We start from the raw sequence: 17,134 nt of genomic DNA, 5'->3' as shown, positions 1-17,134 counted from the left end.
GCCACTGGATCCCGGCCTGCGCCGGGATGACGAGCGAAAGCGGCATGTTTCACGCGCTGCGGTCGCCACGCAGCGCGCGCACGGCCGCCTCATCGCCCGCTGCATCGCGTCCGCTCACCCAGCCGAACAGTGCGATGCCCACGACAATGGCCAATGCGCCCAGCAGCGCCCAGCCGTGCGGCCATGCCTCGCCAAGCAGGGCCGCGCCCAGCGCCGTGGTGAACAACAGCTCCGCCGCCTGCATCGCCTCCACCGCGGCCAGCGCGGTGGGCTGCGTGCGCACGCGGTCGGTGGCGGCGAAGAACAGCACGGTGGCGATCACACCCGAGGACAGGGCCACGCCGCCCGCCAGCAATACTTCGCGCCAACCCGGCAAACCCACCGTGTACAGCGTGATCGCCGCGATCACCAGCCACAGCGGCCAGCTGCACAGCGTCATGCCGAACACGCGCTGCAGAGCATTCACCCGGTGCGCGCTGGTTTCCAGATGCAACAGCAGCATGCGGTTGCCCAACGGATAGGCGAACGCGGAAAGCACCACCGCGGCCGCCGCCAACCAGTCGCCGGCGCTCAAGTTGCCGTGCGCATGGCCCCATTGCAGCGCGAACACGCCGGCCACGATCAGCACGCCGATCGCCAGCGTGGGCCACGCCAGGCGACGGCGCGCGTCCCGATAGATCAGCGGCGCCAGCAGCGGTCCCGCCAACACCGTGGTCTGGAAGCTTCCCGCCACCAGCCACGCCGGTCCGCTGCCGGCCGCCCAGGTCAGCGGTATGCCGAACAGCACGAAGCCCACGCTGCTCCACACCAGCCAGATGCGCGAATGCACGCGCAACTCGCGCGGCAACTCGCCCAGGCCGCCGCGCCAGGGCAGCGCCAACGCCAGCAAGGGCAAGGTGATGAGATAGCGCAGGATCACCGCCCACGCCCAATGGCCGCCGCCGGTCACCAGGCTGCGGTTGAGCACATAGGTCATCGTGAAGAACAGCGCCGCGCACAGCGCCAATCCCACGGCGACGAAGGCATTGCGGCGCATCGGCAAATCAGTGGCGTCCAACAGAATCATCTACTCCGCGAAGTATTCCCGGCCAGCAAGGAACGCAGGCTCCCGGCATATGCATCCCCGGCAAGCATGTACGTGTCTTGATGCGTACCGCCAGCCACCGTCGTGAATGTCACATTCGAGTGCCCCAGCGTCGCATCCCGCGCAAGCGCATAGGGTGTCACCGTATCGGCGGTTCCCTGGAACACCGCTACGGGCACGGCTGAAATCTGCCCGAAAAGCAGCGTGGCGTCATAGTCCGGACGTCCCGACAACGCACGCACGGGGAGCATCTGCCAGCCGACCAGCGCCGGATGCCGACTGATCCATGCCCGGACGACGCTGGACAGATCAGCCCCCAGCCCGTCGACGAGCACGCCCTTGGGCCTGAATGTCGATGCCTCCACCAGCGCCACGGTTGCGCCGAGCGACCGGCCGACGAAGACGCTGCGCCCCATGTCGCAACGAGTCGCCCTGCTCACCTGCGCTATCGCCAACGCAACCTGGCCGGGCAAGAGATCCCTGCGCGCATGCCCTTTCGCTCCATCCTGCCCTGGGTAGGAAATGGCGTAGACGTCGGCGCCAGCTTCTCGAATCAACGGGAAAAGCGTCCCTTCGTAGGTATCGATACCGCCATGCTGGCCCGGAAAGAAAAACGCGCACGCCTGCCCAGCGCCGCCATACCTGCGCACCACGACGATAGTCTCGGGCGATACGGCAACGTCGAACCGCTGGTCCTCGTGCGTCGGGGCGTTGGACTGGGCACTGAATATCAGGCGGTCGAGATCCCAGTGCAGGAGCGCGACTGGCAGGGCGAAATACAGAACGACGGCAGTTGCGCCGACGACCCGCAGGATATTTTTGAACCGCGGGAAAGTGCTTCGCCCGTTCCCGTCGGAATGACGCATGAAACCCTTCACCCGCTGGCTACCGGCAACCTCAAGCGCACTTCCAACCCGCCGCCGTCGCCGTTGCGCGCAAGGATTTCGCCGCCGTGTGCCTTGGCCACGCGTTGCGCGATGGCAAGGCCCAAGCCATGGCCTTCGGCGCGCGCAGCGTTGCTGCCGCGGAAGAACGGCCGGAACAGCGACGCCAGCTCGGCTTCGGGTACGCCGGGACCGTGGTCGCGCACCAGGCATTCCGCTTGTCCATCGACGGCATGCGCCGAGATTTCCACGCTGCTGCCTTCGGGGCTGTACTTGATGGCGTTCGAGATCAGGTTGCCCAGCGCACGTTCCAGGAGCACCGGACTGCCGATCACTTCGAGCGGCGCGTCATCGGCCTGCCATTGCAGTTGGATGTGGCGCGCGTCCGCTTCCAGCGACGCCTGCTGCAGGCCGTCGTGCGCAAGCTCGGCAAAGTCCAGCCGCTCGCGTTCCATGCCCGGCAGGCCTCCCTCCATGCGCGACAGCGCCAGCATGTCGCCGGTCATGCGGTCGAGCCGGGCGATCTCCTGTTCGGCCTGGCGGAAGTAGCGCTCTGCCGCCGCGGGGTCGTCGCTGCGCTGGGCCAGGTCGAGGATCAGCTGCAGGCGCGCCAGCGGCGAGCGGAGTTCGTGCGAAAGATCCTGCAGCACGCGGCGGTCGTGCGCGACCAGTGCTTCGATACGTTCGGCCATGGCGTCGAAATCGCCGGCAAGCTGGACCAGTTCGTCGCGTGCGGCACCGCCGGGGTGATCCACACGCGCGGACAGCTCGCCTGCAGCCATTCTTTGCGTCGCATTGCGCAACGCCTGCACCGGCTTGGCCACGCTGCGCGCCACCCACCAGCCCACCAGGCCGATGAACAGCAGCGACAGCGCGCATTGCACGGCGAGCAGGATCTGTTCGCGCGCCTGCGGCGGCAGCCGCGTGTGCGAGCGGCTGATCGCTACCAGTTGCCGCTGCCTGCCGTCCGCACCGACCACGGGCTCCACCGCCACGTACATGGACAGCCTGCGCCAGGGCCGCAGCACCAGGCTGCGGTCGGCCGCCAGCATGTCGGGCAACGACTCGCGGATCGGCGGTGGCAGGTGGATAGGCTGCAGCGGCTGCCCGTCCTGGAACAGCGTGGCTTCCACGCCCTCACGATGCTGTTTGTCGATCCAGTCCGCCAATGCGGACGGGCCGCCCTGGTCGTAAGCCTGCTCGGCCGACTGCGCCAGCGCGCTCCAGTCGATCTCCACCTCGGTGCTGTATTCCACGAAGCGGCGGGTGAGGAAGCCACCCAGCACCAGCACCAGCAGGTTCGCCGCGCAGAACCACAGCAGCAACCGCCAGTACAGCGAACTCTTGAACGGATTCATGGCGCGGCCACCACCAGCACGTAGCCGGCGCCGCGCACGGAATCGATGCGCGGCGACTGTGGGGAGGCCTCGGCCAGCTTGTGGCGCAGGCGGCTCACATGCACGTCGATGCTGCGGTCGTAGCGCTCCAGCTCGCGGCCCAGCGCGAGGCGCGTGAGCGCGGACTTGTCCACCAGCTCGCCCGCGCGTTGCGCCAGCGCCAGCAGCAACTGGAACTCGGCCCCGGTAAGCGACAGCTCCTGATCCTCGATCAGCACCCGACGCTCGCCGGGCAGCAACTTCAGCGCGCCCACCTGCAGCTCGCCCGCGGCAGCCGCGCCCGGTGCATGGCGGCGCAGTTGCGCACGCACGCGGGCCAGCAGTTCGCGCGGCAGGCAGGGTTTGGAGAGGTAGTCGTCCGCGCCCAGCTCCAGCCCCACCACGCGGTCCACCGGCTCGCCGCGTGCGGACAGCATGATCACCGGGAGGCGGTATTTCATGCGCAGTTCGCGCAGCGTTTCCAGGCCGTCGCGCCCCGGCATCATCACGTCGAGGATCAACAGGTCGGGCCGCTGCGCCGCGTTGTGCAGCCGCGCCAGCGCCTCCTCGCCGTCGTGGGCCAGGTCCACGGCAAAGCCTTCGCGTTGCAGGTACTCGGAAAGCAGGCCGCAGAGTTCACGGTCGTCGTCGGCTATCAGGATGCGGGTCATGGGTGGTTATTTAGCGGTGCACGGTGGCCGGCGGCAATGGCTTTACCCATCTTTACGCTCCCGCAAAGAACATACACGCCGGGATGTCGTCCAATAACCACACGTTCCACTACCCCAACGCAAGAGGCGACAACCATGCGCAAGAACCTCATTCTCGGCCTGGCCCTCAGCTCGGCACTGGCTATCGGCAGCTTCGCTGTCATGGCCCAAGGCGCCCCCGGCCCGGGCGGCCCCGGCGGCTGGGGTCACCATGGCGGCCATCACGGCATGATGGACCTGCACAAGCTCAACCTGACCGATGCCCAGAAGGCCAGCATCAAGCAGATCATGAAGAGCAGCTTTGAGCAGAACAAGAGCCAGCGCCAGGCGCTGCGCCAGCAGCACGAAGCGTTCGAGGCGATGAGCCCGACCGACGCCGGCTACCAGTCCGCTGCCGCGTCGCTGGCCCAGGCCGAAGGCGCCGCCACCACGGCTCGCGTGCAGCAGATGGCCAGCATCCGCGCGCAGATCTACAACGTGCTGACCCCGGCGCAGCAGTCGCAGCTGGCCGCGCAGAAGGCGCAGGCGCAGGCTCGCCGTCAGCAGTGGCAGCAGTTCAAGGCACAGCAGAAGGCCGCCGCCGGCTCCTCCAGCAACGGCCAGTAAGAACGTCCGCGCAGGATTCCTCCCCCTGCGCAACGTGAAGCCGCGTCGGTCTTGGCCGACGCGGCTTTTTTATGGCTGGCATCCTTGGCGGCCTGCTCTCTCCACAATTGGGTGAGTCCAGATGGTCGCGATGGACAAGGCGATTTCGGACACCTGCCGGCGTCTGAGCTCCTTCTCCTTGCCGGCCCGCGCCTCCGTTGAAGCGACGGCGAACGGCGAAGCCGGCTCGAAGAGCAGAGAAGAGACGCCCGGTTTCTGGAGAAGGAACCAGAGAAACGGCCTGGTTCGGTACGCCGGATCACAAGCAGGCCGCGTCGAGGATTCGGGAACGCCCCCTGCCCACGCGTAGGCGGCTTGGCTACGCCACGCCGTATCTGGGTACTGAGGATCTCAGGCTTGTCACTCCGACGCACCCTGGAATCCGGTACCGGTACGGGAGGCCCGATTGAGCTCACTACGAAACGTGCCCGGTATTGCTTGAGCGCTTGCGTTTCCTGCCGCGTATTTCGCCAGCCAGCGGCGAGTTTCGGCCAGCACTGCGTCGGGCACCTCCATGTTGGCGTGGTGACCGGCGCCCTGCAGTAGCAGGAATTGTGCAACGGGGATGCCGGCGGCCATGCGTTCGGACAGCGCGACCGCCTCGGGTTGATCCTCGGTGCCGGAAATCAGCAAGGTCGGCGCGGCGATCTCGTGCAGGCGTTCCAGCGCCGAAGGTTGCGGCTCGCGCTGGTCAAGCGCGGCACGCCGCCAGTAGTTCGAGGCACGCTGGAAGTTGTGCGCCGTCATTTCGCGCGTGCGACGGCGCACGACGGCGTCGACGTCTTCCGGCCGGCGGCGCGGACCATCGGTGAAAGCGCGCAACGAGCTGTCGATCATGCCTGCCGCGTCGTAGCTGCCGAGCGCCTGCAGGAAGGCCCGTGCGGCCGGCGTGGTGCTGGCGAACTGCCCCCAATAGCCGGCGCCGACGAACACCATCGCGCTTACCCGCTCCGGATGCGCCAGCGCGAAATCCAGCGCGGTCGCTGCGCCGCCCGAACAGGCCAGCAACGCCGCGCGCCGTACCCCGCAGGCATCGAGCACGGCGGCGAGGTCCTCATGGTGCGCATAGGCGCCCGACTCGACGGTCGAACGGCCGAAGCCGCGTGCGTCGTAGCGCACCACGCGACGGTCGCGCGACAACGCGGCGAACTCGTGGTCCCACTGGCCGCTGTCGACCAGGAAGCCATGCAGCATGGCAACTGCCTCGCCGCCGCCGGCCTGCTCGACGTGCAGGCTGGCATGGGCAACATCGACCTGCAGTGCCTGGATGGACATGTGCATCTCCTCAGCGTGCATTCGTGACGGTCAGGCTCTGCACGGCGCTGGCTGCCGCCACGCGCACCGGCGCGCGGTAGCCGTCCGGCTTGTCGCCCACCGCGACGCCGCCATGGATGCGCTCCTGCTGTGCCTGGTCGAAAAAACTGTAGGGAAACTGCTGCGGCAGCGCGGAGACTTCGTCCAGCCTGCGCAAAGCCTCGTCAGGCAATGGCCGGTCCAGCGCGGCGAGGTTGTCCTCGAACTGTTCCAGCGTGCGTGCACCGAGGATCACCGCACCGATGGCCGGACGGCGCACGGCCCACTGGATTGCCGCCTGCGCCATCGACAAGCCATGCTCCCGCGCCACCTGCTCGACAGCGCCCACGATGGCCCAGTTGCGCGGCGTGAACTTGTCCAGCAGCGACACCAGTCCGCTGCCCTTGAGTGCCTGGATGCGGCCGTCCCCGGCGCCATCGTCGCCGGTTTCGCTGGGCTTGTACTTGCCCGAGAGCAGACCCATGCCCAACGGGCTCCATGCCGTGATGCCGTAGCCCAGCTCCTGCGCCAGCGGCGCATATTCCCGCTCGATGTTGCGCTCGACCAGCGAATACTGCAGTTGCAGGTTCACCAGCGGCTGCAGGTGATGCGCCAATGCCAGCGTCTGGATTTGCGCCGCGTACCAGGCCGGCACGTCCGACAGGCCGGCGTAGCGGATCTTGCCCGCGCGCACCAGGTCGTCCAGCGTGCGCAGCACTTCCTCGGCCGGCGTCACGCGATCCCAGGTATGCAGCAGGTAGAGGTCGATGTAGTCGGTGCCGAGGCGCCGCAGCGAACCGTCGACCGCACGCAGGATGTTCTTGCGCCCGTTGCCGCCGGCATTGGGATTGCCCGGCTCCGCCGCGTAGCTGAACTTGGTGGTCAGCACCACCCGGTCGCGGCTGCCGCTTTCGGCGATGAACTTGCCGAGCAGACGCTCGCTCTCGCCTTCGGTGTAGAGGTCGGCGGTATCGATGAAGTTGCCGCCCGCGGCGAGGTAGCGATCGAACATGGCGCGGGCGACACCGCCATCGGCGCCCCAGCCCCAGCTCTCGCCGAACGTCATGGCGCCCAGGGCGAGGCGGCTGACGCGGAGGCCGGAACGGCCGAGGGTGTAGTAGGCATCGAGCGACATGGCGAACTCCCGTGGTGGTTGACGGGAGCCAGTCTGCGCCTTGTGATTACTACGAAAAACCACCAACAACTTTATGCTATTTGAAGTTCAGCTAATCAATCAGGAATCCGCTCATGCGCGACGACTATGCCCTACGCGCCTTCCGCGCCATCGCCGAACAAGGCAGCTTCACCCGCGCCGCCGCAGCGCTGGACGTCACCGCTTCCGCGCTGAGCCAGACCCTGCGCCAGTTGGAAACACAGCTGGGCACGCGTCTGCTCCACCGCACCACCCGGCGGGTGGGGCTCAGCGAAGCGGGCCACGCGCTGCTGCAGCGGATCGCACCCGCATTGAACGAGCTGGATGCAGCCATGGACGCGCTACGCCAGCACGGCGACCGCCCCGCCGGCCTGCTGCGCATCACGGTGCCCGACGTGGTGGCTACCGCCCTGCTCGACCCCTTGCTGGGCGAATTCATGGCGCGCTGGCCCGACGTGCGACTGGACATCCACGTCGACAACGGATTCAGCGACCTGATCGCCGACGGCTTCGACGCCGGCATCCGCCTGGGGGAAAGCCTGCAGCGCGACATGGTGGCCGTGCCGGTGGACGGCCCGATGCGCTCGGTGGTGGTGGGTTCGCCCGCATATTTCGCGCGGCATGGACGGCCGATGCAACCGCGCGAGCTGGGAGCGCACGATTGCGTCAATTTCCGCAAGATCAGCAATCGCGCGATCTATCGCTGGGAATTCGCCCACAAGAGCGGGCCGCGCAAAGGCCAGTGGTTCGACGTTTCAGTAGAGGGCCGGCTGACCGTCAACAGCATCCCGCTGGGTGTACGCGCCGCCATCGAAGGAGCCGGCCTGGCCAACGTGCTGGAACCCTTCGCGCGCGAGGCGCTGGACGACGGCAGGCTGGAAAGCGTGCTGGACGATTGGTTGCCGCCCTACGAAGGCTTCCATCTCTACTATCCCAGCCGCTTCCAGGTACCGCCGAAGCTGCGCGTGTTCATCGACTTCCTGCGCCAGCGCCAGGCAGCGGCCGGGACAACGCAGCGTCCCGGCCACGACCCGCGCAAGGCGCGGCATTAACGCCAGTGGCCACCGACCCAGACGTGGCCATAACCCCAGTAACCCGGCACCCACACGCGCGCGGGCCGCGGCGCAACCATCACGCAGCCGGTAAGCGTGGTGCCGACGCCAAGCAGGGCAACGGCAAGCAGACAGACGGACATGAGACGACGCATGGCAACACTCCTCCTCTTGGGTATGTGTTGCTGGAAACGTCCCGCGCGAAACCGGGCTGACGGTGGTTGAGGACCGGGTTCAGCCAGGCCTTATCGACCTGACTGCAGGCAAAATCACCGGAGACGGGCATGTCATCGTGGGGCGCGGGACGCGCCCACCGTCGGTGTCATCGAGCCTTTGCGGCTCGTCCGACGGCGTGCGTGACGCGATGGATCAACCGCGCGGCGACACGCGCCGTGACGTTGTCGCGATCAAGCGGGGGCGAGAGCTCCGCCACGTCCATCACCTTCAGCTTGCCGGTGGCCGCGATCGCATCCAGCAACGGCTCGACCACGTCCATGGCCACGCCACGCGCACTGGGTGCGCTGACGCCGGGCGCCATGGCGTGCGGCAATGCATCCAGGCAGAACGTGAGATAGATGGCATCGACATCCGCCAGCTTCTCCTGCAGTTGCGTGATGCGCGCAGGCAGATCGAGCGGGCCGAGTTCGTCGTCACGCACGTAGTACACGCCGAGCTGATCGGCGGTGTCGAACAGCACCCGCGTGTTCGCCGAGGCGCTGATGCCGAGCACGCAGTAATCCAGCGGCAAGCCATGGGCTGCGGCGTGTTCGATGGCCTGCAGGAACGGCGTGCCGGAACTGGCGCGATCCTGCCTGCGCAGATCGAAGTGTGCGTCGAAGTTGACGATGGCCACGCGCGGGCGGCGCTCGCCCAGGTGCAAGGCCAAACCCTGGTAAGTGGCGAACGCGATCTCGTGCCCTCCGCCCAGGCCCACCGGCAGATGGCCGGCATCGAGCAAGGCGGCAAGCTTCGCGGCATAGCGCGACTGCGCACCTTCCAGATCGCCATCGACCACGTCGACATCACCCGCGTCGTACAGCGGCGTGTCGTCGAGCTGCGGCAGATTCGAAAGCATCTTGCGCAACGCGGCCGGGCCCTCAGCCGCCCCCACGCGACCGCCGTTGCGACGCACGCCCTCGTCGCTGGCGAAGCCCAGCACCGCCACGCCAGGCGTGGCACCGGGCATCGGTGTGCGCACCCATTGGTGCCAGCGTCGCGTGGCCGGGCTTTCCGGCAGATCGACGCGGCCGCTCCAGCCGCTCACCACGGTACTCATGGAAACGCCCGCCACAGGCAGCACACAACCTGGTTCATGAATGACTCCCGTAGGTGAGGCGTGCATTGTAATCGTCACGCTCGCATCCGCTTCACCCGCGCCACCGCAGCATGCCCCCATGGCAAAGAAAAACGGCGAACGCATTCCCAAGCTGCGCCTGCGGCTGGCCGCGCCCGACGACGTACCGGCGCTGGTCGAGCTCACCGCGCGCATCTACACGCCGGAAAACGGCTATTCGGCGGAAATGCTGCGCTCCCAGCAGACGCACTTCCCACAGGGCCAGTTCGTCGTGGAATACGAAGGCAAGGTGGTGGGCTACTGCGCGACCTTCCGCATCGACGAGGCCGCCGCGCTGGCGCCGCACACCTGGGTGCAGATCACCGCCGGCGGCATGGCCTCGCGCCACAAGCCGGACGGCAACTGGCTGTACGGCATCGAGGTCGTGGTGCATCCCGACTACCGCCGCATGCGCATCGGCCAGCGCCTGTACCAGGCGCGCAAGCGGTTGTGCATGGACCTGAAGCTGCGCGGCATCGTGTTCGGCGGACGCATCCCCGGGCTGGCGCGCAACATCCAGCGCTACGGCAGCGCGGAGGGCTACGTGCAGGCCGTGCAGGAAGGCCGCCGCCGCGATCTCACGTTGAGCTTCCAGCTGGCCAACGATTTCGAAGTTGTCGGCCTGCTGCGCAATTACGTGCCATCGGATCACGATTCGCTGGGCTATGCGGTGCACCTGATGTGGCGCAACCCGATGCTGCTCGACCAGCCCGACATTCCCTCGCCCTCTTCTGCGCGCCAGTTGCCCACCACGGTGCGCGTGGCCTCGGTGCAATACCTGCAGCGGCGCATCGCCTCATTCGAGGAGTTCGCCACCCAGGTCGAGTACTTCACCGACATCGCCGCCGACTACAACGCGGATTTCGTGGTGTTCCCCGAACTGATCACGCTGCAGCTGCTGTCGATCGAGAACACCGAGCTGCCGCCCACCGAAACGATCCGCAAGCTCAGCCAGTACACGCCGCAGGTGAAGGAACTGTTCGGTCGGTTGGCCGTGCACTTCAACATCAACATCATCGCCGGCACCCATCCCACCGAGCAGGCCAACGGCGACATCCATAACGTCTGTTACGTATGCCTGCGCGACGGCTCGATCCACGAGCGCGAAAAACTGCATCCCACGCCCAGCGAGCGCATTACCTGGAATATCTCGGGCGGGGACGGCGCCGCCACGGTGCAGACCGACTGCGGTCCGATCGGCGTGATGATCTGCTACGACAGCGAATTCCCCGAGGTGGCCCGGCACCTGGTGGACCAGGGTGCGCTGATCCTGTTCGTGCCGTTCTGTACCGACGTCCGCGAAGGTTACCTGCGCGTGCGCTACTGCGCGCAGGCCCGCGCGGTGGAGAACCAGTGCTACGTCGTGCTCTCCGGCAACGTGGGCAACCTGCCTGGCGTCAACAATTTCGACATCCAGTACGGCCAGAGCTGCATCCTCACCCCCAGCGACTTCCCGTTCGCGCGCGACGGCATCGCCGCCGACTCCACCCCGAACAGCGAAACCGTGCTGTTCGCCGACCTGCACCTGGAAAGCCTGGCCAGCGCCCGCAACGCCGGCGCCGTGCAGAATCTCAAGGATCGTCGTTTCGACCTGTACGAGACGCGCTGGCTGCCGAAAACGAAGTGATGACGGTACTGCGGCGCGCTCTGCGATAATTGCCGGATGCCGGAACCATCCCTGCCGCCAAAATCATCCAACCCGCGTCTGCAGGCCGTGCTGGGGCACGAATTCTTCGCGCCGCACCAGTGGAAACGCCGCATCGCGTTGTGGAGCGGAGCCGTGCTGGTGGCGCTGGCGGCGATCCTGTTCGCCAAGGCCAGCAGCTGGTCGTACGCGTTGTTCCTGCGCCTACTGGCGCACGGCACCTGGATACCGCTGATCCTCACCCCGCTGGCATTCGGCCTGTTGTCCTGGGTCACCGAAGGCCGGCTGCGCGCGGCGCGCGGCAGCGGCATCCCGCAGGCGATCGCCACCCTGCATGTGGAAGATGAGGGTTTCCGGGCGCGGATGCTGGCCCTGCCGATTGCGGCGAGCAAGATGGCGCTGACCCTGATCGCCCTGGCGGTGGGCGCCTCGATCGGCCGCGAAGGCCCCACCGTGCACGTGGGTGCGGGGCTGTTCTACTCGCTGGGCCGACGCTTCGGCTTCACCGATGCCAAGGCGATCTCGCGCTTCATCCTCGCCGGCGGCGCCTGCGGCATCGCGGCGGCCTTCAACACGCCGCTGGCCGGCGTGATCTTCGCGATCGAGGAACTGGCCGGCACCTTCGAGCACCGTTTCAGCGGCCTGCTGCTCACCGCGGTGTTCGTAGGCGGCGTGGTGTCGCTGGGCATCATGGGCAACTACGCGTACTTCGGCACCGTGCAGACCGATCTGCCGCTGGGTCATGCCTGGCTGGCGGTGCTGCTGTGCGGAGTGATCTGCGGATTGCTGGGCGGCCTGTTCGCGCGCTTGATCCTGCTCAGCCGCCATGGCCCGCTGGCGATGGTCGGCCGCCTGCGCACGCGCTGGCCGGTGCCGTTCGCCGCCCTTTGCGGGCTCGTGTTGGCGCTGATCGGCATGCTCTCGCACGGCAACGTCTACGGCACCGGCTACGACCAGGCCCGCGCCATCGTGCAAGGGGCCGCACAGATGCCCGGCGAAAGCTTCGGCGTCGCCAAGCTGCTGGCGAACGTGGTGTCCTACTGGGCAGGCATTCCGGGCGGCATCTTCTCGCCGGCGCTGGCCGTGGGCGCCGGCCTCGGCCACAACATCGCCCATTTCCTGCCGAATGCGCCCGCTGCCGCCGTGGTGCTGCTGGGCATGAGCGCCTACCTGTCCGGCGTCACCGGCGCGCCGCTCACCTCCGCGGTGATCGCGATGGAGCTGACCGACAACCAGGCCATGGTGATACCCATCATGGCTGCCTGCCTGCTCGCCCGCGCGGCGGCATCGATCTTTTCCCCCACGCCGGTGTACAAGGATTTCGCCGAGCGCCTGGTGCGCGATTTCGAACAACACCAGGCGGCACACGCCGCCCGGCAGTCTGCTGCCGGTGATACCAGCGCCTACGCGGAACCGGCTGCCGAGGCCGACGACGACGCCAGCGACGATTCCGACAACAGGCACTCCGAAGCATGATCACGAACCGTTGGGATCTGTTGTTCGTCCACGCCAACCTGGCGAGCTTCGCCGGCGATGCACCGTTCGGCCTGATCGAGGATGGCGCACTGGCGTGTGCCGACGGCCGCATCGCGTGGATCGGCCCCATGCACGAACTTCCGCCAGGCGCCGACGCCGCGCATGTCGAAGACCTCGGCGGTGCCCTGCTCACGCCCGGGCTGGTCGATTGCCACACCCATCTGGTGTTCGGCGATAACCGCGCCAACGAATTCGACATGCGCCTCAATGGCGCCAGCTACGAAGAGATTGCCCGCGCCGGTGGTGGCATCGTGTCCAGCGTGCGCAGCACGCGCGCCGCAACCGAGGACGAACTGTTTGCCCAATCGTTGCCGCGTGCCCGCGCCCTGCTCGCCGACGGCGTCACCACACTGGAGATCAAGTCCGGTTACGGGCTTGATCCGGAGGCCGAACGACGCATGTTGCGCGTGGCGCGGCGCATCGGCGAAACGCTCGGCATCACGGTGCGCACCAGCTTCCTCGGGCTGCACGCGTTGCCGCCCGAATACAAGGAGCGCCGCGACGACTACGTGGCGCTGGTCTGCGACGACATGCTGCCCGCGCTGGCCGCCGAACGGCTGGTCGACGCCGTGGATGCGTTCTGCGAGAAGATCGCCTTCACGCCCGCCGAAACGCGCCAGCTGTTCGAGCGCGCCACGCAGCTCGGCCTGCCGGTGAAGCTGCATGCGGAGCAACTCTCCGACCAGGGTGGCGCGGCCCTGGTGGCGAGCTACCACGGCCTCTCCGCCGATCATCTGGAACACCTCGGCGAAACCGGCATCGCAGCGATGGCGAAGGCGGGCACCGTAGCCGTGCTGCTGCCCGGCGCATTCTATGCGCTGCGCGAGACGCATCTGCCGCCAGTGGCCGCGTTGCGCGAACACGGCGTACCCATTGCCGTTGCCACCGACTGCAACCCCGGCACCTCGCCCCTGCTCTCGCTGCGCCTGGCTGCGAACATGGCCTGCACGCTGTTCCGCCTCACGCCCGAGGAGGCGCTTCGCGGCGTCACCGCGAATGCGGCCCGCGCGCTCGGCGTCGCCGACCGTGGCACGCTGGCCGTGGGCCAGCGCGCCGACCTGGTGGCGTGGCACGCAAGACAAGCCGCCGAGCTGTGCTACTGGATCGGCGGCCAGCTCGTACGGCAAGTCTGGATCGGCGGCCGCCCTGTGTAGGGGCGCACCCAGTGCGCGATTGCCTTGCGCTTCGACTTCGACCAGCGCCAGAGCAATCGCGCCCAGGGTGCGCTACACGCGCCCAGGCAGCCTCGCCAGCACCGCTTCGAAAAACTCCACCGGAAGCTCGGCGTGCACCGGTACGCGCCACCAATGCGTCTGCGCGAAGCCGCGGCACTTCACCGCGTCCTTGTCGGTCATCAGCACCGGCAGTTCGTCGCCGAAGGCAAGCTCGGTGGCGACGAAGGCATGATGGTCGGGGAACGCATGCTCGACCACCTCGATGCCCGCATCGCGCAAGCCGGCGAAGAAACGCGCGGGGTTGCCGATGGCGGCCACCGCATGCACCCGCATGCCCGCGAAATCCGCAAGCAACCGCCGATGCATGCCATCCAGCGTCACGGCCTCGCCGCCGGCAAGCCGCATGCTGTACTCGCCTTCCTGCGGCGTACTGCCGTTGCACACGCGTAAATCCACTTGCGCCAACCGGCGCAACGGCTCGCGCAAGGGGCCGGCCGGGAGCAGGCGGCCGTTGCCGAAACGCCGCACGCCGTCGATCACGCAGATCTCCACGTCACGGACGAGGCGGTAGTGCTGCAAGCCATCGTCCGCGATAACCACGTTGCATCCATCCGCCACCAGCAGCCGCGCCGCTGCGGGACGATCGCGCCCCACTGCCACCGGCACGCCGCTGGCATGGATCAGACAAGGCTCGTCGCCCACCTCGGCCGGATCGGGTATGTCACCCAGCAAAGCGGCCCCGCGCTGCTTGCCGCCGTAGCCGCGACTTGCCACGCCAGGACGAAAGCCGCGTGCGCGCAGCGCGTCCGCCAGTACGATGGTGAGCGGCGTCTTGCCCGTGCCGCCAGCGGTGAGATTGCCGATCACGACCACCGGCACACCCAGGCGCACGCTGCGCAATACACCGATGCGGTACAGCGCTCGACGCAAGACGGTGATCGCGCCATACAAGCCGGCCAGCGGCTGCGTCCACCACGGGCAGCGGCGGTTGCCATACCAGGCCTCGACGAGTTCGTCCGCGAGCGCCATGTGCAGGTTCTCAGTCGCTGCCGAGGTTCGCGTCGTGGAACTGCATGCGATGCAGCGCGGCATAGTGGCCGCCCATCGCCAGCAACTCGGCATGGCTGCCGCGCTCCACGATGCGCCCCTGCTCCATCACTGCGATCTGGTCGGCACCTTCGATGGTGGAAAGGCGATGCGCGATCACCAGCGTGGTGCGGTCGCGCATCAACTTCTGCAGCGCCTGCTGGATCAGGCGTTCGGATTCGGTGTCCAGCGCGCTGGTGGCCTCGTCCAGCACCAGGATCGGCGCGTTCTTGAGGATGGCGCGGGCGATCGCGATGCGCTGGCGCTGGCCGCCGGAGAGCGTGTTGCCGCTTTCGCCAATGGAAGTGTGGATGCCTTGCGGCAGGCGCGCGATGAACTCCATCGCATTGGCCGCTTCCGCCGCGGCCACGATCTCGGCCTCGCTGGCACCCGCCAGCTCACCATAGGCGATGTTGTTGGCCACGGTGTCGTCGAACAGCACCACGTTCTGCCCTACCCACGCGATCTGTCGGCGCAGCGAGGCGAGCACGTAGCTTTCGTAGTTTTCGCCATCCAGGACGATCCGTCCGCTACTGGGCTCGTTGAAGCGCGGCAACAGGCTGACCAAGCTGCTCTTGCCGCTGCCGGAACGCCCCACCAGGGCGGTGACCGTGCCAGCCCTGCAATACAGGTCGATGCCACATAGTGCCTCGCGCTCGCCGCGCGGATAGGTCAGGTGCACAGCCTCGAAACGCAGCTCGCCATGTGAGCGTTCCAGCAGGATCTTGCCGCTGTCCAACTCGGCGGGCATATCCATGACCTCGAACAGGTCCTCGGCAGCAGATACGCCACGCTGGATGTTTGCCTGTACGTTGGTGAGCCGCTTCAACGATGGCAGCATGCCGCCCATCGCTGTGAGCACGGTGATGAATGTGCCGGACGATATCTTGTCGATCTCCCACGGCCTTGTCCCGAGATACACCAGCAACGCCAACGCCATGGCCGCCACGGTCTGGATCGAGGCACTGGAGGTAGCGCTGGTGGCGGCGATCTTGAGATTCAACTGGCGCGTGCGGTTGATTACTGCGTCGAAGCCGGCAGCCGTTTGACGCTGGCCTCCGTAGACACGTACCTCGCGGTGCGCTCCGACCGATTCGTTCACCACGCCGACCACCGAGCCCATCATGCCCTGGATGCGCCGACTGATGAACCGGTAGCGCCGACTTACCGCTGTGGCGATGAGCACGATGGGCGGGATCATCACCAGCAACGCAATGGTCAGGTAGGCGCTGGTGCTGATCATCACGTACATCATGCCGATCGCCATGCAGGTCTCGGTGATCGCTGTCTTCAATGCATCGGTGGACGCAGATGCTACCTGCTCGCAGGTATAGGTGACGCGCGAAATCTGGTGACCTGATGCCTCGCGGCCAAAGAAGCTCGCCGGCAACCGCAGATAGGCCGCGAAGACATCACTCTGGATTCCCTGCACCACGTTGCGGCTGATGTAGGAAATGCCGTAATTGCCAATGAAGATGGCTACGCCGCGAATCATGAAGATGCCGATGATCCAGATCGGCATCCAAAAGATGAGGTATGGATCTTTCTTCGCGAACAACTGGTCGACGATGACCTTGATGAGTTTGGTGAATATCGTCAGGCTGCCGCTGTCCACCGCCATGCACAGCATCGTGAGCACACCGATGGCCCAGTAGCGGCGCGTGTACTTGAGCAGGCGCTTGTAGACGGCCCAGGTATGCGCGTCCCAGACTCTGGTTTTGCCGCCGCTCATTGCGCCTTGTCCGGCTGCGTCGGCGTGGTGGCGATGGACAGGTGCGTGAAGCCGAGCTGGCCCAGCGCGTCCATCGCGGTCACCACGCTCTGGTGCGAGGACAGCGCGTCGGCGCGTATCGCCACCGGACGGTCGTGGTCGCCGTTCGCGTTGCGCTCGATCACCTGCTTGAGGATGTCGATGCCTTCGCCCGGCACCGCGTCGCTGCCCACCCAGTAGCGGCCCTCGCGGTCCACCGTGATGGTGAGCGCGGGCGCGTTCATGTCGCGATCCTGCGCGCTGGCATTGGGCAGGGTGACCTGCATCCGCGCGTGCTGGACGAAGGTGCTGGTGAGCACGAAGAACATCAGCAGGGTGAGCAGCACGTCGATCAACGGCACCACGTTGATCTCGAACTCGTCCCGGCGGTGGTCGTTGCCGATGCGCATGG

The 17,134-nt window shown here is 67.0% G+C and carries 16 protein-coding genes; 5 read left to right on the top strand and 11 right to left on the bottom strand.

The genetic code is table 11. The features are described from left to right. Positions 1-49: 49 nt before the first annotated feature. The 4 genes from IHE49_RS03355 to IHE49_RS03340 are packed head-to-tail and all read right to left on the bottom strand — an operon-like array spanning position 50 to position 4,015. Complete coding sequence (locus IHE49_RS03355) at positions 50-1,036, bottom strand: multidrug resistance efflux transporter family protein (RefSeq protein ID WP_192154871.1); 987 nt, start codon at positions 1,034-1,036, stop codon at positions 50-52. Positions 1,037-1,062: 26 nt separating this feature from the next. Further along, complete coding sequence (locus tag IHE49_RS03350; protein WP_192154869.1) at positions 1,063-1,950, bottom strand: alpha/beta hydrolase; 888 nt, start codon at positions 1,948-1,950, stop codon at positions 1,063-1,065. An 8-nt stretch (positions 1,951-1,958) separates the two neighbouring features. After that, positions 1,959-3,326, bottom strand: a complete 1,368-nt coding sequence (locus IHE49_RS03345) for an ATP-binding protein (protein WP_192154867.1) — start codon at positions 3,324-3,326, stop codon at positions 1,959-1,961. Then, a complete protein-coding gene (locus IHE49_RS03340) occupies positions 3,323-4,015 on the bottom strand; it encodes a response regulator transcription factor (protein WP_192154865.1) in 693 nt (230 codons plus the stop codon). The genes IHE49_RS03345 and IHE49_RS03340 overlap by 4 nt, the downstream gene beginning before the upstream one ends. 135 nt (positions 4,016-4,150) lie before the next feature. Between IHE49_RS03340 and IHE49_RS03335 the strand changes: the two genes are divergently transcribed. After that, entirely contained in the window at positions 4,151-4,660 is a 510-nt protein-coding gene (locus tag IHE49_RS03335) for a Spy/CpxP family protein refolding chaperone (protein WP_192154863.1), read from the top strand. Between the two features lie 399 nt (positions 4,661-5,059). Here the strand turns inward: IHE49_RS03335 and IHE49_RS03330 are convergent, their stop codons facing one another. Together IHE49_RS03330 and IHE49_RS03325 are read right to left on the bottom strand one after the other, a co-directional pair. Then, positions 5,060-5,974, bottom strand: a complete 915-nt coding sequence (locus IHE49_RS03330; RefSeq protein ID WP_192154861.1) for an alpha/beta fold hydrolase — start codon at positions 5,972-5,974, stop codon at positions 5,060-5,062. Between the two features lie 10 nt (positions 5,975-5,984). Beyond that, positions 5,985-7,127 carry an aldo/keto reductase gene (locus IHE49_RS03325; RefSeq protein ID WP_192154859.1) on the bottom strand — a complete coding sequence of 381 codons (1,143 nt, stop codon included), beginning with the start codon at positions 7,125-7,127 and terminating at the stop codon, positions 5,985-5,987. Between the two features lie 113 nt (positions 7,128-7,240). Between IHE49_RS03325 and IHE49_RS03320 the strand changes: the two genes are divergently transcribed. Next, the gene (locus IHE49_RS03320) at positions 7,241-8,197 is read left to right on the top strand and encodes a LysR family transcriptional regulator (protein ID WP_192154857.1); all 957 of its coding nucleotides are present in this window, start codon (positions 7,241-7,243) and stop codon (positions 8,195-8,197) included. Here the strand turns inward: IHE49_RS03320 and IHE49_RS03315 are convergent. Continuing rightward, a complete protein-coding gene (locus tag IHE49_RS03315; RefSeq protein ID WP_192154856.1) occupies positions 8,194-8,352 on the bottom strand; it encodes a hypothetical protein in 159 nt (52 codons plus the stop codon). The genes IHE49_RS03320 and IHE49_RS03315 overlap by 4 nt on opposite strands. 167 nt (positions 8,353-8,519) lie before the next feature. Next, on the bottom strand, positions 8,520-9,473 hold the full coding sequence (hutG, locus tag IHE49_RS03310; RefSeq protein ID WP_192154854.1) for a formimidoylglutamase: 954 nt from the start codon (positions 9,471-9,473) through the stop codon (positions 8,520-8,522). A 118-nt stretch (positions 9,474-9,591) separates the two neighbouring features. Here hutG and IHE49_RS03305 point away from each other — a divergent pair, with 118 nt between their 5' ends. The 3 genes from IHE49_RS03305 to hutI are packed head-to-tail and all read left to right on the top strand — an operon-like array spanning position 9,592 to position 13,865. Continuing rightward, on the top strand, positions 9,592-11,157 hold the full coding sequence (locus IHE49_RS03305) for a bifunctional GNAT family N-acetyltransferase/carbon-nitrogen hydrolase family protein (RefSeq protein WP_192154852.1): 1,566 nt from the start codon (positions 9,592-9,594) through the stop codon (positions 11,155-11,157). 36 nt (positions 11,158-11,193) lie between these two features. Continuing rightward, on the top strand, positions 11,194-12,651 hold the full coding sequence (locus IHE49_RS03300; RefSeq protein WP_192154850.1) for a chloride channel protein: 1,458 nt from the start codon (positions 11,194-11,196) through the stop codon (positions 12,649-12,651). Next, positions 12,648-13,865 carry an imidazolonepropionase gene (gene hutI, locus IHE49_RS03295; protein ID WP_192154848.1) on the top strand — a complete coding sequence of 406 codons (1,218 nt, stop codon included), beginning with the start codon at positions 12,648-12,650 and terminating at the stop codon, positions 13,863-13,865. The genes IHE49_RS03300 and hutI overlap by 4 nt, the downstream gene beginning before the upstream one ends. A gap of 72 nt (positions 13,866-13,937) precedes the next feature. Here hutI and lpxK read toward each other — a convergent pair whose 3' ends face one another. Genes lpxK through IHE49_RS03280 form a run of 3 tightly spaced genes read right to left on the bottom strand, consistent with a single transcriptional unit; the run spans position 13,938 to position 17,132 of the window. After that, complete coding sequence (lpxK, locus tag IHE49_RS03290) at positions 13,938-14,915, bottom strand: tetraacyldisaccharide 4'-kinase (protein ID WP_192154846.1); 978 nt, start codon at positions 14,913-14,915, stop codon at positions 13,938-13,940. A gap of 10 nt (positions 14,916-14,925) precedes the next feature. Further along, the gene (gene msbA / locus IHE49_RS03285) at positions 14,926-16,704 is read right to left on the bottom strand and encodes a lipid A export permease/ATP-binding protein MsbA (protein WP_192154844.1); all 1,779 of its coding nucleotides are present in this window, start codon (positions 16,702-16,704) and stop codon (positions 14,926-14,928) included. After that, positions 16,701-17,132, bottom strand: coding sequence for a biopolymer transporter ExbD (locus IHE49_RS03280; RefSeq protein WP_192154842.1), 432 nt, complete (start codon positions 17,130-17,132; stop codon positions 16,701-16,703). The genes msbA and IHE49_RS03280 overlap by 4 nt, the downstream gene beginning before the upstream one ends. Between the last annotated feature and the right edge of the window lie 2 nt (positions 17,133-17,134).

It is taken from the genome of Rhodanobacter sp. 7MK24 (assembly GCF_014842995.1).
In the GTDB taxonomy this organism is placed as follows: Bacteria; Pseudomonadota; Gammaproteobacteria; order Xanthomonadales; family Rhodanobacteraceae; genus Rhodanobacter_A.
The sequence above is the reverse complement of the archived record's forward strand: the minus strand, read 5'-3'. Positions and strand labels throughout refer to the sequence as shown.